Origin of the sequence: Synechococcus sp. W65.1 (genome assembly GCF_047461615.1) — a bacterium.
Taxonomy (GTDB): domain Bacteria; phylum Cyanobacteriota; class Cyanobacteriia; order Thermostichales; family Thermostichaceae; genus Thermostichus.
Window position 1 is genome coordinate 95,995 of record NZ_JANSHI010000006.1, and the last position, 14,596, is coordinate 110,590.

Here is a 14,596-nt window from a genome sequence, read left to right on the forward strand (position 1 = left end):
CCATGAGCGAAAAAGGACAAATTTCCCCCAGCCTGCGGTGGCAGCCTGCCTCTAGCTCTAGGGCCGAGACCCCGCCGCCTCCTATTCCCTTTCGCAACTATCAAATCGGCAAAAAAGAGCTGCACAACCTCATTGCCTGGGCTTTTGCCCGCTACGGCACTGCCCGCACAGCGCAGATGGCGGATGCCCTGAAGACCCTGGGCTTCAGGTACGCCACCCAAGCTGCCGTCTCCATCAGCATTGAAGACCTGCGCATTCCGCCCAGCAAGCGGCAGCTCTTGGCCCAGGCAGAGGCGGAGATCGAGGCGGCCACAGAGCGCTTTATCCGCGGCGAGATTACCGAGGTGGAGCGCTACCAAAAGGTCATCGACACTTGGAACCAAGTCAATGAGCAAATTAAAGAGGAAATGCTCAACAACTTCCGCCAGAACGATCCCCTCAACTCCGTCTACATGATGGCCCACTCGGGGGCAAGGGGGAACGTCTCGCAAGTGCGGCAGTTGGTGGGCATGCGCGGCCTGATGGCCAATCCGCAGGGGGAGATCATCGACCTGCCCATCAAGGCCAATTTCCGCGAGGGCTTAACCGTGACCGAATACATCATCTCCTCCTACGGCGCGCGCAAGGGCTTGGTGGACACGGCGCTGCGGACTGCCGACTCCGGCTACCTCACCCGCCGCTTGGTGGATGTCTGCCAGGACGTGATTGTGCGAGAAGCCGACTGCGGCACGGACCAAGGGATCCCGCTCCAGGCCTTGATGGATGGCGATAAAGTCGTTGTGCCGCTGGAGGAGCGCCTGGTAGGGCGGGTGCTGGCCCAAGATGTAGTGCATCCGCAAACCCAGGAGATCCTGGCCCGCCGCAACCAAGAGGTAGATCACGACTTGGCCAAAACCATTGTGGAGGCGGGCATCCAGCAGGTAATGGTGCGTTCTCCCCTTACCTGTGAAGCCAACCGCTCGGTGTGCCGCATGTGCTACGGCTGGAGCCTGGCCCACTCTCGGCTGGTGGATCTGGGGGAGGCGGTCGGGATCATTGCCGCCCAATCGATTGGAGAGCCGGGCACGCAGTTGACCATGCGCACCTTCCACACGGGAGGGGTGTTTACAGGGGAGGTGGCTCGCCAAATTCGCGCCCCCTTTGCCGGGGTAGTGCGCTTCCCGAAAAACCTGCGCACCCGCCCCTTCCGCACCCGCCACGGCGACGATGCCCTCCAGGTGGAGGTCAACAACCAAATCGTTCTGGAAGGGCCAGAGGGACAGCGGGAAGTCTTCGACCTGACCCAGGGATCCACCCTGCTGGTGCGAGATGGGGCCCTGGTGCAGCGGGATCAGTTAATTGCGGAAGTGGCCGTAGCCAAAGCGGTGCGCAAGAGCACCGAGAAAGCCCAGAAGGAAGTGGTGGCCGATCTGGCGGGGGAAATTCGCTTTACCGACCTGCTCATCGAGGAGAAAGCCGACCGCCAGGGCAACACCACCTCTACTGCCCAGCGGCAAGGGCTGATCTGGGTCCTGTCTGGCCAAGTGTACAACCTGCCTCCCGGCGCTGAGCCAGTGGTAAAAAACGGGGATCGGGTGCAGCCGGGGGATGTCATTGCCGAAACCTCGCTGGTCACCGAGCACGGTGGCATCGTGCGCCTGCCAGAGCGCAGCGACATCAAAGGCGGACGGGAGGTGGAGATCATCAATGCGGCGGTGGTGCTCCACGAGGCGCGGGTGCGGGTGGAATCTCACCAAGGCCGAGAGCAATTTTTGCTGGACACGCCCAGCGGCCAGACTTTTGTTCTCAAGGCTACACCAGGTACCAAGGTGGGCAACGACGAGGTGGTGGCGGAGCTCATCGACAACCACTTCCGCAGCCACACGGGAGGCTTGGCAAAGTTTGCTGGCGTTGAGGTAGCCCGGCGGGGCCGAGCAAAGCAGGGCTACGAAGTCATCCGCGGCGGCACCCTGCTGTGGATCCCGGAGGAGACCCATGAGGTGAACAAGGACATCTCCCTCCTCAATGTGGAAGATGGCCAGTACGTGGAAGCCGGCACCGAGGTAGTGAAGGACATCTTCTGCCAAAATGCCGGTGTTGTCGAGGTTATCCAGAAAAACGACATCCTCCGGGAAATCGTCATCAAGCCTGGATCCCTGCATCTGGTGGAGGATCCCGCTGACCTGGAAATCCCCACCGGTACCTTCATCCAGCCGGGTCAAAAGCTGCTCAGCAGCATTGTCCCTGACCGACTGGTCTATCTGGAGCAGGTGGAAACTCCCGAAGGACCCGGCATCCTGCTGCGGCCGGTGTATGAGTATGAAATCCCCGACCGACCGGTGGTGCCCACCCAGGAGTCTACGAGCGAGTCCGGTCGCTCCATTCGTCTGCGGGCTGTCCAGCGGGTTCCCTTCAAGGATGGGGAGCGGGTCAAGTCGGTGGGCCCGGTGGAATTGCTGCGCACGCAACTGGTGCTGGAGATCGATACTGACGCGCCGCAGCTCAAGGCCGATATTGAGCTCATCCAGGATGAGAAGGATCCCAGTATCCGCCGCCTGCAACTGGTGATTCTGGAAACCTTGCTGCTGCGCCGCGATGTAGAGGCAGATCTAACTCAGGGGAGTACCCACACCCGGCTGTTGGTTAACCAAGGAGACACCGTCGGCAGAGGGGGGGTTATCGCCCGCACCGAGATCCAGGCCAAAAAAGCTGGGATTGTGCAAGGGATCCGCGAGGGCACCGAGGTGGTGCGGCGGGTGCTGGTGATTACCGACGACGATCTGCTGACGGTACCCTTAGACGGGCCAGCCAGCGTCGAGGTGGGAGCGCTAGTGCGAGCTGGAGAAGAACTGGCGCCGGGGATCCCTGCTCCCGAGTCGGGACAAGTGATGCAAATTGCGGAGGATCACCTGGTGCTGCGGCGGGCGCGACCCTACCTGGTTTCGGCAGGTGCCATCCTCCAGGTGCGAGATGGAGATCTGGTTCAGCGGGGGGATGCCCTAGCTATCCTAATCTTCGAGCGGGCCAAGACCGGCGACATCATCCAGGGGCTGCCGCGGGTGGAGGAGCTGCTGGAGGCTCGCAAACCCAAGGAAATGTGTGTCTTGGCCAAGCGACCCGGCACCGTGCAGCTAAGCTGGCAAGGAGAGGAGCCGGATCTCAAGGTCATTGAAGCTGATGGCACGGTTACTCCCTATGCCGTGCTGCCAGGGCAGAGCTTGATGGTGGTGGACGGCCAGTCGGTGGGGGTAGGGGATCCCCTGACTGACGGCCCTGCCAACCCCCATGATCTTTTGGAGATCTACTTCGAGTACTACCGCCAGACCCTGGGAGACGACCAAGCGGCGCGGCTAGCCCTACGGGAGGTGCAGCGCTTCCTCGTCAACGAGGTCCAGAACGTCTACCGCTCGCAGGGGGTGGAGATTGCGGACAAGCACATTGAGATTGTGGTACGCCAGATGACCTCCAAGGTGCGGGTGGACGACAGCGGTGACACCGTCTTGCTGCCGGGTGAGCTGGTAGAGCTGCGGCAAATCCAGCAAGAGAATGCCTCCCTAGCCGTCAGTGGCGGGGCGCCGGCCAAGTACACACCTGTCCTCTTGGGGATCACCAAGGCCAGCTTGAATACCGACAGCTTCATCTCGGCAGCTAGCTTCCAGGAAACCACGCGGGTGCTCACCGAGGCAGCCATCGAGGGCAGATCCGACTGGCTGCGGGGTCTGAAGGAGAACGTCATCATTGGCCGCCTGATCCCGGCAGGCACAGGCTTTAGCACCTACCAGGAGATGGCTCCAGAGCCGGAGCCTCCTGAGGAGGAAGAACCTCCAGCCGTGCTGCCGACGGTGCCACGCCGCGTGGTCCTGGAGGACGACCAACTCATCGACGACTCCACCCCTGTCGACGAGCCGGAGGAGGAGGAAGAAGAGTAAGCCGCGCTTGCCTGAGTTTGGGGATCCGGCCCAGCACTGGCAAGCTGGTGGCAGTAAAACACCCCCTACAGCTGCTGCCAGAGCCAATGCCAGTAGCAGTTGCTGCCCCGTCAGCTAACTCCCTTCTCCTCCTGGGAGGGGGCTGGGAGAAAATAGCCATCCAGGCAAGAGGCAGTCAAAAATGCCGCTTTGTGGCACAATGGGCAACCTCGCCAACGCACCTTCTGCCTTCACGTGGATTAGCTAGGCTGGCAGGTACATTTCCTCTGGTAGGCCTTTTGCCTAGGCTAAAGTTGGCTCTGTCTTGAGCCTGTGTGCTCGAACCAGAGCAAGGAGCAGCTACCGTCAGCTCGACGGGAAGTGACGCCTGGGGAGATCCCTCTAGTGGGGTAGTGGAGGTGAACTCTGCTGCTAGCTATATGTCATGGAAGCAGGAAGAAAGCCTCAACCTGGAGCAAAAGTCCGCTTTTGTCCGGGGCTGTATGAGTCTTTCAGAGCGGATGTGGGCTGCAACGCAGCCAAGATAATTGCCTTGCTTGGAGCTTCCGTAAACCGGCGCAGGAGGGTGGTTGGTTTGCCAACCTCTAACCGGCGGGGGAGTTTACCTTCTCCTATAGAAGCGCTCCCGCAGCTGTCTTTGAACCTAAGCTGCCGGCATGAGGGGACGGAAGCCGTGCTTACGAGACAATTCCCCGATGAGATCTAGTTTCTCCAGGGTAATCAGGTTGCGGCCCCAACTGAAATTGGTGTGCAGGCCCTCAAACTCCAGCAGCATTGACTCGGCAAAGCAGGCAAAGAGGTGACGGGCAGGGTTGGCCACATTCAAAAACCGCATGATAGTCCACTCAATATCCAGCGAGTGCTCCACCATGCCGCCGTCGATAACATATAGCCCCTTGCGCTGCAACTGGGAGGCAATGTTTTTTGGATAGCCACCGTCGATGATGACGCAGGGATCCGGCAACACCTGTGGATCAAGGGTTACCCCCTGGCTCAGGCTGGCCACCCAGACGATGAAATCGGCACGGGGCAAGGCCTCTTCCAGGGAACAGATCTCTCCTTTTTTAAGCTTGGCCTGCAGCTCTTCTAGGCGTCGACGCTCGCGGGCTACAAGCAACAGCTTGGCCACTGAAGTGCGGTTCACCAGCCACTGGCAAACAGCACTGCCAATATCGCCGGTAGCTCCCACCACGGCAACGGTGGCAGCGGCCAAGTCCATAGCGTAGCGCTGGGCTGCCGCCTGTAATTGTTGACAAATGATGTAAGCGGTGTGGGTGTTGCCAGTGGTGAAGCGTCGGATCTCCAGGTTGACGTTGCGCACCCGCTTGAGGGTTTCGAGGCGAAAATTCTCAAAGATAATGCTACTAAACCCGCCCAGGGCAGTGATATCAAGGCCTCGCCGCTGGGCTAAAGCCATCGCGTTTAAAACCTTGCGACAGGCGGCTTTGACCCGACCGCTGGCCAGCATTTCCGGCAAGAAACAGGATTCGACGTACTGACCATAAATTTTCTGGCCAGTGATGCTGGTAACTACAATTTCGTCCACCACCTGAGGTGGAGCCATGCACCAAAAGTCCAGGTCACTTTCTGCATATTCGGCATACCCCAGCTTGTCTGCCACTTGCTTTGCATGGGCCAGGCTGGTCAAGTGCCCAATCAGGCCAAACATAGAGGCTCACTCACGTAGCTTGTTGTGGATCCTCTCCGGATCCCCCCAAGGAGGATAGGAAGTGCCGCAGCTCAGCCAGGAATCCCCACAAAGCGGAAGGAGGTTAGGCAGCCCGCAGCCCCTGGGCTGACAAGCGCATCACCTCGCGCGTGTTAAAGCCAATGTTGGCCAGCGCTTCGCCATAGGCAATGAGGAAGTCTTCCACAATGGCCTCGCGATCCATGTAGATAGCTTCTATGTCTTCATTCACCTGCTGCAGCATCTTCCAGACCAGGGGCAGGTTTTGGGCGTTGGCCGTTTCAATTTGGGTTTTGACCTCGGCAAAGTGCTCGCCCAGCCAGCGCTCCCCAAAGTTGAGGTGGAGATACTCGTCCTGAACTACCCCTTCGGTAATCTTGCGGGCAAACTCATCGGCAACCGGGATGTAGATGTTGTAGGCGGCAATGGCAAAGCACTCGATGATTAGCGACTGAATGACCAAGCAAGTCACCAGGTCTGCAGCTACTGCTGCTTTTTGGAAATTGTCCCGCAAGGGGGCAAAGAAGGCACGGGCAAACTCCCTGTCCGGTTCTACCTTCAGGTTTTTGCCGCAGGCTTGGAAGCCCTTCATGTGGCGCAGTTCCATCTTGGCCAGCTTGCGCAGCTCCTCTGCTGCTGCCGGCAACATTTCGGCCAAGCGGAGGTAATTGTCGTGGGCTTCCTGTTCGCCTTCAATAACAATGCCGTTGATGCGAGAGTAGGCCTGCCGATACGCGGGGCTGCTGTAGTCTAGGGTGGTGTCGGTGGCATTGGCTGGGAGGGAAACGTTTGCTGGGGCCATACTCGTGCATCTCCTTGATGGGCTGTCGAGCGCCGGGATCCCTTTGCTAGCTGTGCAATAATCCTAGCGCTTGCTGGTCTAGGGTTACTCTACTCAGGATAGCCCTAGCTGGAACAGGATGGGTCGCATCCCTTTCGTTGGGAGAGACAAGCCTGCTAGGGTGGGTACTTAGGCAGCAGGGGAGAGGGAGCCAAGAGGATGTCTGCCCTTGGGGATGGCCTAGAGCGGCTGCGCCAGCTGCTGGTGGAGCTGGAGGAACAGTCCCTGGATCAGCCCATTGACAGCGCTGAGGAGGTGTTGCAGGCTATCGAGCTGGCAACGGCTTTTGAACTGTTCGAGGTAGAAAGCCGTCGCTTGTTGCTCCAGACTGCGGCCAATCTTTGGGAGCGGGTGCGCCAGCACAATTTGGCAGCCCAGGAAATTGAGGTAGTGGCGGAGAAGTTGCGGGCAGTGGGCTACACGGACGCTGAGATCGAGGAGATTTTGGAGTTGGAGCCGCAGGAGGACTAGGCAAAAACCATGCCCAGTTCCTCAGTAGCTGCTTCCAGTTGGGTGGCGGCGTCATAGCAGGCTCCGCGCAGGTTGGCCAGTTTGAGTTTGCAGCCGCTGAGCTTGGCCCCTTTGAGGTTGGCATCGCTGAGGTTGGCCCCTGCTAGATCGGCCTGGCTGAGGTCGGCGCCACTGAGGTCGGCTTGGCTGAGGTTAGCGCCGCGCAAGTTGGCTTTTTGAAGTTGGGCTCCCGGCAACTTGGCTTTCTCCAGGTTGGCTAGGCGCAGGTTGGATCCCTGGAGGTCAGCTTGGCTGAGATCGGCGCCGCTGAGGTAGGCCCGCTCCAGGTTAGCCCCAGCTAGCTTGGCCTGCTGGAGGAGGGCTCCCCCCAGATCAATCCCGGCTAGATCCGCGCCAGCCAAGTCAGCTCCTGGCAGTTGGCTGTTGCTGAAATCGCGCTCACCCTTGCCGTAGCGCTGCAGCAGTTCTGTTGCGCTCTCAACCATTGCCTTTCCTCCACTAGACAAGTCGGATCCTACTGGGGGAGACAGTTGCTGCCAAGAACACAGCTTCTCCTTCTTTTCAAAACCGCGCTAGGATAAGCACATGCCCTCGAGACCTCTTGCGATGAGCTTGCCTCGCCTGCCTCGCTCCCGACCTCGGCCCAAGTTGCGCTCGATCCCTCGCCGCAAAGCTGAATCTGCCCTCTATGCCGAGATGCAGCAGCTCTCAGCGGAAAAGCAGCGGCTTAATCAGGAACTGGAGTTTCTCCAGGAACGGCAAGAGCAAATTCAGGCACGGCTTCAGGAAATTGAACAAGCGCTGCAGCATTTTCAGCAGGCAGCAGAGGCTTTTCGAAATCCCGTTTCTTCCCCAAAGCCCAGCTCTTTCGGCTTTTCTCCCTCGCGCTTTCTATCCATGACCTTTGAGTACTGAGCCAGTTTGCCAGCGGGTGGGCAAGAGCCGCGGGGCCAAACTTTGGTTATAGAGTGGTAGGCTGATCCTAGCAGTGAAACCAAGTCCTACAACGAAGCCGTCCCCGGCTTTCCCTACCGGGATCCGCTGACGTTTTGACACCTGAGCAAACAAGGAGCTAAACCCCAACATGGTTACTGCCACTGCAGCTAACGTTGGCTACATTACCCAAGTCATTGGACCGGTTGTTGACGTTGAGTTTCCCAGCGGCAAACTCCCTCAAATCTACAATGCCCTCAAGGTGGAGGCCACAACCGAAAGTGGCTTGAAGGTCAAAGTTACCTGCGAAGTCCAGCAGCTTTTGGGGGATAACCGCGTGCGGGCCGTGGCCATGTCCTCCACCGATGGGCTGGTGCGGGGTATGCCGGTGGTGGATACAGGCGCCCCAATTACCGTGCCAGTGGGCGAGGCCACCCTGGGCCGCATCTTCAACGTGCTGGGAGAGCCGGTGGATCAGAAGGGGCCGGTACAAGCTAAGGAGTTCGCCCCCATCCACCGCAGTGCCCCGCCCCTGGTGGAGCTGACGGTCAAGCCGGAGCCCTTTGAAACTGGCATTAAGGTAATTGACCTGCTGGCTCCCTTCAAAAAGGGCGGCAAGGTGGGTCTGTTTGGGGGTGCCGGCGTAGGCAAGACGGTGCTGATCCAGGAGCTCATCCACAACATTGCCGAGGAGCACTCCGGCCTGTCGGTGTTTGCTGGGGTGGGAGAGCGCACCCGCGAGGGGAACGACCTCTACAACGAAATGAAGGAGTCCGGGGTGCTGAGTAAGGTGGCGCTGGTCTACGGCCAGATGAACGAGCCGCCAGGTGCCCGCATGCGGGTAGGCCTCACTGCTCTGACGATGGCCGAGTACTTCCGCGACGTCAACAAGCAAGACGTCCTGTTGTTTATCGACAACATCTTCCGCTTTGTGCAGGCCGGCTCGGAAGTGTCGGCGCTCCTAGGCCGCATGCCCTCGGCGGTGGGCTACCAGCCCACCTTGGCTACGGAAATGGGCAACCTGCAGGAGCGGATTACTTCCACCAAACAGGGATCCATCACTTCCGTGCAGGCAGTGTATGTACCTGCCGACGACCTGACCGATCCGGCACCGGCGACGACGTTTGCCCACCTGGACTCGACCGTGGTGCTGTCGCGCAGCTTGGCGGCCAAGGGCATCTACCCAGCCGTGGATCCCCTGGAGTCTTCGTCCACCATCCTGCAGGCGGACATTGTGGGGGAAGAGCACTACAACACCGCCCGGGCCGTGAAGCAGACGCTGCAGCGCTACAAGGAGCTGCAGGACATCATCGCCATTTTGGGCCTGGACGAGCTCTCTGAAGAAGACAAGCTGGTGGTGGCCCGTGCCCGCCGCATCGAGCGCTTCCTGTCGCAGCCCTTCTTCGTGGCGGAAGTGTTCACCGGCTCGCCTGGCAAGTATGTGAAGTTGGAGGATACCATCAAGGGCTTCCAGCGCATCCTGTCGGGAGAGCTGGACCATCTGCCAGAGCAGGCCTTCTACCTGGTGGGCACCATCGAGGAGGCCATCGAGAAGGCCGAGAAGCTCAAGTCCAGGTAATCCCCTACCCCAGGGATTCCGCCTCGTCGTCGGGATCCCCGCTGGGAAGGGGCTCCAACTGCAAGGAAAGCTGGTAAAGGCGGCGCCGCGTCCAGAGGGGGGATCCCTGCAGACGCTGGGCCAGTTGCCGGCTGGCAGCGGAGCGGGACAGGCCCTTAGCCAGCAGGCGAGCCAGCTCCTGGCGCACTTCTGCCTCGGAAGGGGAGAGCTCCTCGGCTTTTTCTGAGCAAGGCCGTCCCTCCAAAACCAGGGTAAATTCTCCTCGCGGCGGCTGGGCTAGGCAGTGCTCCAGAGCAGCGGCCAGGGATCCCCGCCAAAAGGACTCGTGCCATTTGGTGAGCTCGCGGGCCAGCACGATCTGCCGCTGAGGGCCGCAGTGCACGAGGAGATCCTGCAAAGTCCGCTGCAGGCGGTGGGGGGCTTCGTAGAGGACGATGGTGCGCTCTTCCTGGGCCAGTTGCTGCAGGCGTGCTTGGCGCTGACGGGGCTTGAGGGGCAAAAAGCCCTCGAAGACAAATCGGTCGGTGGGCAAGCCCGAAGCTGTCAACGCGGCCACCGCCGCCACAGGGCCAGGTATTGGGATCACCGGTATCCCAGCTTGGATACAGGCGCGCACCAGCTCCTGGCCTGGATCGGAAAGAGCAGGTGTGCCGGCATCGCTGATGAGGGCCACTGACTGCCCTGCTGCCAGGTACTTGAGGATTTGCGGGATCCGCCGGCTTGCATTGTGCTCGTGGTAGCTCATGAGGCGAGCGGAGATTTGAAAGTGGCTAAGCAGCTGGCCGGAGTGGCGGGTGTCTTCCGCCGCCACCCAGTCCACCTCCTGCAAAACTCGCAGGGCGCGCAGGGTGATATCTTCGCGGTTGCCAATGGGAGTGGCCACTAAGTAAAGGGCGGCGCTGGGGCGCTCCATGGCCAAGCCTTAAGGCTAAGGGGATCCTGAGATCTCCAGGCTAGCTGCCTGTGACAGGATCGAGGGGAAAAGGGAGAAGAGACTGCCGGTGCGCCTGACGACGCGAGCCACCTACAGCATCAAGGCTTTGCTAGATCTGGCGATGCTTAGCAAGGGCCAGAGGGCGTCGGTGCGGGCGATTGCCGAGCGACAGCAGATCCCGGCCCCCTACTTGGAAAAGCTGCTGATAGAGCTACGCCAAGCTGGCTTGGTCTGCTCCCAGCGAGGGGCGCAGGGGGGCTATCGGCTGGCACGGCCGCCGCGGCGAATCCCCATTAGCGCCATTTTGGCGGCGGTGGGGGAGTCCTTGGATCTCCGCACCAACAGCTCGGAGGGGGCAAGAGCTCCTCAAGAAAGCGCCGGCGCGGGAGCGGACTGGGTAACGGCGGCCCTCTGGGCACGGATTGCCCAGCGAGTGCGGCAGGTGTTGGAGGAAACGACCCTGGAAGATTTGTATTTTGACGCCCGCAGTTGGCAGGCAGCCCAAAGCCAGGAGGGAAAGTTTGTGGTCTGAAGCTTGGCTGTTTTTCCCCGCTCAGCCAACGGCCCCGCTGGTGCTGGCGATGGCTTTGGCCCTGGACTACCTGCTGGCAGATCCCTGGGGGTGGCCTCACCCAGTGCGGGTCATGGGGGCGGTAATTGCCTGGGGCCAAGGCTATATCCTCCAGCACTGCCTAACTCCCTCAGCCCAGCGCTGGGGCGGGGCAATGCTCACCTTGGCGTTGGTGGCGGGCTCCTACGCGGCGGGCTGGAGTCTGATTGCCATCGCCCAGGCTCTTCACCCCTGGGCAGGGATCCTGATGCAGAGCATATTGATGGCCAGTTGCCTAGGGGGGCGCAGCCTGCGCTTTGCCGCCTTGGAAGTGTTGGATTCCCTGGAAAAGGGGGATCTGCCCCAGGCCCGCCAACGCCTTAGCCGCTACGTAGGCCGGGATACGGAGCACCTGACGGAGCCAGAGATTTTGCGGGCGGTGATCGAGACCGTGGCAGAGAATACCCCTGACGGGGCAACGGCCCCTTTGTTCTACGCCTTTCTGGGGGGAGCGCCGCTGGCTTTGGCCTACAAGGCCAGCAGCACGCTGGACTCCATGGTGGGCTATCGCCATGCCCCCTTTACCTACCTGGGCACAGTGCCAGCCCGCTGCGAGGATCTCCTGACCTGGCTACCCTGCCGGCTGACGGTACTGACGCTGGCGCTGCTCGGCGGGGATCCCTGGGAGTTTTGGCAGCGCTGTCGCCGCGACGGTCAGGCAGACCCCAGCCCCAATTCGGGCTGGAGCGAGGCGGCCTTTGCCTGGCGGCTGCAGATTCAGTTGGGAGGCACCAACTTCTACCGCGGCGTTCCCAAGGTTAAGCCGAAGTTGGGGATCCCGGCTCGCCCCTTGAGCCCCCAGGTGGTGCGGGAAAGTTTGCAGTTGCTGCGACAGGTTTTGGGAGTGTGGAGCGGTCTAGGGGTGGGGCTGGCCCTTCTCTGGAGGCTTTGGGATTGAGAGGGTAGTGTTCCCGTAGCCAGGCTTCTGCCTCAGCGCGGGTGGAGAGCTTGCCATTGAGGGTAAGGTAGCGCAGGCCATCCAGAATCTCCTGAAACAGAGGGCCTGGCCTGTAGCCCAGGCGACGCAAATCGTGGCCGTTAAGAGGCGGCTTTACCCAGTGCCACTCCTGCAGGTAGCGCCAGATCAGCCGCCGCGCTGGCTTGTCGGCAAGCCCAGCCAACAGGATCAGCGCCGGGATGCGCAGCCTCTGCAGTAGCTGCACCACCTGAGCTGGGGAGAGGGATCCACTCTCCAGTTGCGCCAGCAGAGTCTGGTAGGAGGGGAAATGGCGGAGGCGTTCGATGCCTGCCTGGGTGAGGTGGAGCTGGCTGGCCACCTGGGGCGCCTGGGGCAGCGCCAGAAGCAGGGCTTCCAGGCGCAGTTGCCAGATTTCCTGGGATCCCAGCTCGGGGTAGCGGCGGCGGAAGTGAGACGCCCAGCGGCCCACCCGCTGTAGCCGCCGGTACAGGGAGGGCTCCCAGGTTAAATTGGGATGAATGCAGCGTAGGGCTCCCCACGTCGAGAGCCGCTCAAAGGCCAAGGGCCAGTCACGAGAGCGGAGGATGTAGGCCAGCTCCTGCTTGAGGCGCTCCCCGCCGACAGCGTCGTGCAGGCCGCTAGCTACCGCGGCGCGGATCCACTCTTCTGTTGTCGGATCCAGCCTAAAGCTCAGGTGCACGGCAAAGCGCACTGCCCGGTAGATGCGGGTGGGATCCTCGATGAAGCTGTTGGGGTGCAAGGCGCGGATGATCCCCTTTTGCAAATCAGCTTGCCCGCCGAAAAAATCCAGCAACTGACCCCGCTGGGGGCCGTTGAGGCGCAGGGCCAGAGCGTTGATGGAAAAGTCTCGCCGGTAGAGATCCTGGTGGATGGATCCCATGGCCACCTCAGGAGGCGAGGCCGGGTAGGGGTAAAACTCCGTGCGGGCGCTGGCAATATCCACACAGAAGCCCCCTGGCCAGATCAGGGCGGCGGTTTGGAACTTGCCGTGGATCTCCAAGCGCGCCTCCGGGAAGTGCTGCTTGAGGGCTTTCCCCAGGATCAACCCCCAGCCTGGCGGATCCGTCCCGGGGGAGGTTGAGGGGTAAGGCCCATCCACCACCAAGTCCAGGTCCAGCCGTTCCAGGCAAGAGGGAGGCTGCCGACCCCACTGGTGCAGCAGCAGATCCCGCACCGCTCCCCCCACCAGATACAGCCGCAGACCCTTTTCGTCAGCAAGGCGGGCCGCCACCTCCAGCAAGCGGCGGTGCTGCAGCGACAGGGCCGGAAAGGAGAGATCCAGGGGGCAGGAAAGCTCAGGAGCGGCCAACCGGGGCGAGAGAGCCGGCAGCTCGTGCAGGTGCCGCAACACGTCGGTGCGGGTAACGATGCCCACCAACTGGCCATCCTGGAGCACGGGCAGACGGCCAATGTCCCACTGCACCATCAGCCGCTGGATCTCCGCCAGCGGAGTATCGGGGGAGAGGGTCTTGACCTCCGTGGTCATGTAGCCCTTAACGGGGGCATGGCCAAAGCCGTGGTGCAGGGCAATGTCAATGTCCCGCCGCGAGATCACCCCCACCAGGCAGCCCTGGGCATCCACCACCACCAGGCCGGAGTGGCCATAGCGCAGCAGCACCCGCTGGGCCTCCTGGATGGTCACCTCCGGTCGGATGGTGCGCACCGGCGAGGACATCAGATCCTTAGCGGTCACCGGCGGCGGGATCCGCTCCTTAACCGCCTGCCTGAGGTCGGCCAGCACCTGGGCTGGATCGGGCAAGGGCCAGCCTGGGGAGGCTTTCAGCGTGGCTGCCGCCGCGCAGTCGTGGCCGCCGCCGCCGTAGCGGGCCATCACCTGGCCCAGTTGGGCAAACTCCTGCCGCGCCCGCCCAATGAGGCTGAGCCGCTCCCCCTGCCGTGCTACCAAGAGCAGCACGTCCACCCCCGTCAGCTCCATCAGCCGCATCACCAGGCCGGCCAGGCCAGGCACAAACTCCGGCAGATCCAACAGCCACGTGCCCAAGCGGTACTCCCCCACCGTCTCTACCTGGATCTGGGCAAGCCCCTGGCCAAGCAGCTCCTGCATCGGCGGGGTGAGGCCGTCCCCCAAAAAGCGCCGCAACAGCACCAGGTTCACCCCCTGCTGCAACAGCCAGGTGAGGGCAGCACCGTCGCGGGCGGTGGTCTCTGGGAACGTCAGGGATCCCGTGTCCACGTGAATGCCCAAGGCCAGGGCCAGCCGCTCAAACGGACTGAGGCGGATCCCGGCCGCCTGCAGCCGCTCCACGAGGAGGGTACAGGTGGAGCCCACGGCTTCAATGTGAGCGCTGACCTGCTGCTGCGGCCATACCTCCTCCAGCGAGGTGGCAGGCAGGTGGTGGTCGAAAATCTCAATCTTTGCCCCAGGAACGCTCAGCCAGGCCGCAGCCTTACCGAGGCGATCCGGATCGTAACAATCCACCAAGATCCAGCGCTGAACCTGTCGGGGATCCACCGAGCGCAGCTCAATGAGGGGGAACTCGTCCCGGTAGAGGGCCAAGAACTCCTGCACTCCCGGCAGGGATCCGCCAGCTAGGGCAATGCGGGCGCCTGGATACAGCCGTGCTGCGCCCACCGCCGCTCCCAAGGTGTCGAAGTCCGCCGACTGGTGACACAGGATGAGATCCATGCTGGCAGCAGCGCCTTGCTGGCCTAGGCCCAAAAAAGTAATGGAA

Annotated in this window: 10 protein-coding genes and 1 pseudogene; 6 read left to right on the forward strand and 5 right to left on the reverse strand. The window is 61.6% G+C overall.

Annotated elements, in window-relative coordinates; all coding sequences use genetic code 11:
* The first annotated feature begins 2 nt into the window (after positions 1–2).
* Positions 3–3,908 (forward strand): DNA-directed RNA polymerase subunit beta', encoded by a 3,906-nt coding sequence (locus tag NW806_RS04930; RefSeq protein WP_414410235.1) that lies wholly within the window; start codon positions 3–5, stop codon positions 3,906–3,908.
* Positions 3,909–4,551: 643 nt separating this feature from the next.
* Here the strand turns inward: NW806_RS04930 and NW806_RS04935 are convergent.
* The gene (locus NW806_RS04935; protein WP_414410236.1) at positions 4,552–5,577 is read right to left on the reverse strand and encodes a long-chain acyl-[acyl-carrier-protein] reductase; all 1,026 of its coding nucleotides are present in this window, start codon (positions 5,575–5,577) and stop codon (positions 4,552–4,554) included.
* Positions 5,578–5,680: 103 nt separating this feature from the next.
* Positions 5,681–6,397, reverse strand: a complete 717-nt coding sequence (locus NW806_RS04940; RefSeq protein ID WP_414410237.1) for an aldehyde oxygenase (deformylating) — start codon at positions 6,395–6,397, stop codon at positions 5,681–5,683.
* 198 nt (positions 6,398–6,595) lie between these two features.
* Here NW806_RS04940 and NW806_RS04945 point away from each other — a divergent pair, with 198 nt between their 5' ends.
* Entirely contained in the window at positions 6,596–6,907 is a 312-nt protein-coding gene (locus NW806_RS04945; protein ID WP_414395950.1) for a hypothetical protein, read from the forward strand.
* Here the strand turns inward: NW806_RS04945 and NW806_RS04950 are convergent.
* Positions 6,904–7,392: a pentapeptide repeat-containing protein gene (locus tag NW806_RS04950; RefSeq protein ID WP_414410238.1), complete on the reverse strand. Its 489-nt coding sequence runs from the start codon at positions 7,390–7,392 to the stop codon at positions 6,904–6,906. The genes NW806_RS04945 and NW806_RS04950 overlap by 4 nt on opposite strands.
* A gap of 100 nt (positions 7,393–7,492) precedes the next feature.
* Here NW806_RS04950 and NW806_RS04955 point away from each other — a divergent pair, with 100 nt between their 5' ends.
* Entirely contained in the window at positions 7,493–7,822 is a 330-nt protein-coding gene (locus NW806_RS04955; protein WP_414410239.1) for a gas vesicle protein GvpV, read from the forward strand.
* 169 nt (positions 7,823–7,991) lie between these two features.
* Complete coding sequence (gene atpD / locus NW806_RS04960; protein WP_414395945.1) at positions 7,992–9,419, forward strand: F0F1 ATP synthase subunit beta; 1,428 nt, start codon at positions 7,992–7,994, stop codon at positions 9,417–9,419.
* Between the two features lie 4 nt (positions 9,420–9,423).
* Here the strand turns inward: atpD and rsmI are convergent, their stop codons facing one another.
* Entirely contained in the window at positions 9,424–10,332 is a 909-nt protein-coding gene (gene rsmI / locus NW806_RS04965; RefSeq protein ID WP_414410240.1) for a 16S rRNA (cytidine(1402)-2'-O)-methyltransferase, read from the reverse strand.
* Between the two features lie 88 nt (positions 10,333–10,420).
* Here rsmI and NW806_RS04970 point away from each other — a divergent pair, with 88 nt between their 5' ends.
* Positions 10,421–10,885, forward strand: a complete 465-nt coding sequence (locus NW806_RS04970) for an RrF2 family transcriptional regulator (protein WP_414395941.1) — start codon at positions 10,421–10,423, stop codon at positions 10,883–10,885.
* Positions 10,886–10,934: 49 nt separating this feature from the next.
* Complete coding sequence (cbiB, locus tag NW806_RS04975) at positions 10,935–11,861, forward strand: adenosylcobinamide-phosphate synthase CbiB (RefSeq protein ID WP_414410257.1); 927 nt, start codon at positions 10,935–10,937, stop codon at positions 11,859–11,861.
* 796 nt (positions 11,862–12,657) lie between these two features.
* On the opposite strand, the pseudogene NW806_RS04980 reads toward cbiB, so the two are convergent.
* Positions 12,658–14,550, reverse strand: a pseudogene (locus NW806_RS04980) (CBS domain-containing protein); the annotation flags it as partial.
* Positions 14,551–14,596 lie beyond the last annotated feature (46 nt).

Excerpts from the sequence above, each read along its gene's own strand:
- NW806_RS04950 (WP_414410238.1), bottom strand. The coding sequence starts at position 7,392 with ATGGTTGAGAGCGCAACAGAACTGCTGCAGCGCTACGGCAAGGGTGAG.
- NW806_RS04940 (WP_414410237.1), bottom strand. The coding sequence starts at position 6,397 with ATGGCCCCAGCAAACGTTTCCCTCCCAGCCAATGCCACCGACACCACC.
- atpD (WP_414395945.1), top strand. The coding sequence starts at position 7,992 with ATGGTTACTGCCACTGCAGCTAACGTTGGCTACATTACCCAAGTCATT.
- NW806_RS04955 (WP_414410239.1), top strand. The coding sequence starts at position 7,493 with ATGCCCTCGAGACCTCTTGCGATGAGCTTGCCTCGCCTGCCTCGCTCC.
- NW806_RS04930 (WP_414410235.1), top strand. The coding sequence starts at position 3 with ATGAGCGAAAAAGGACAAATTTCCCCCAGCCTGCGGTGGCAGCCTGCC.
- NW806_RS04935 (WP_414410236.1), bottom strand. The coding sequence starts at position 5,577 with ATGTTTGGCCTGATTGGGCACTTGACCAGCCTGGCCCATGCAAAGCAA.
- NW806_RS04945 (WP_414395950.1), top strand. The coding sequence starts at position 6,596 with ATGTCTGCCCTTGGGGATGGCCTAGAGCGGCTGCGCCAGCTGCTGGTG.
- rsmI (WP_414410240.1), bottom strand. The coding sequence starts at position 10,332 with ATGGAGCGCCCCAGCGCCGCCCTTTACTTAGTGGCCACTCCCATTGGC.
- cbiB (WP_414410257.1), top strand. The coding sequence starts at position 10,935 with ATGGCTTTGGCCCTGGACTACCTGCTGGCAGATCCCTGGGGGTGGCCT.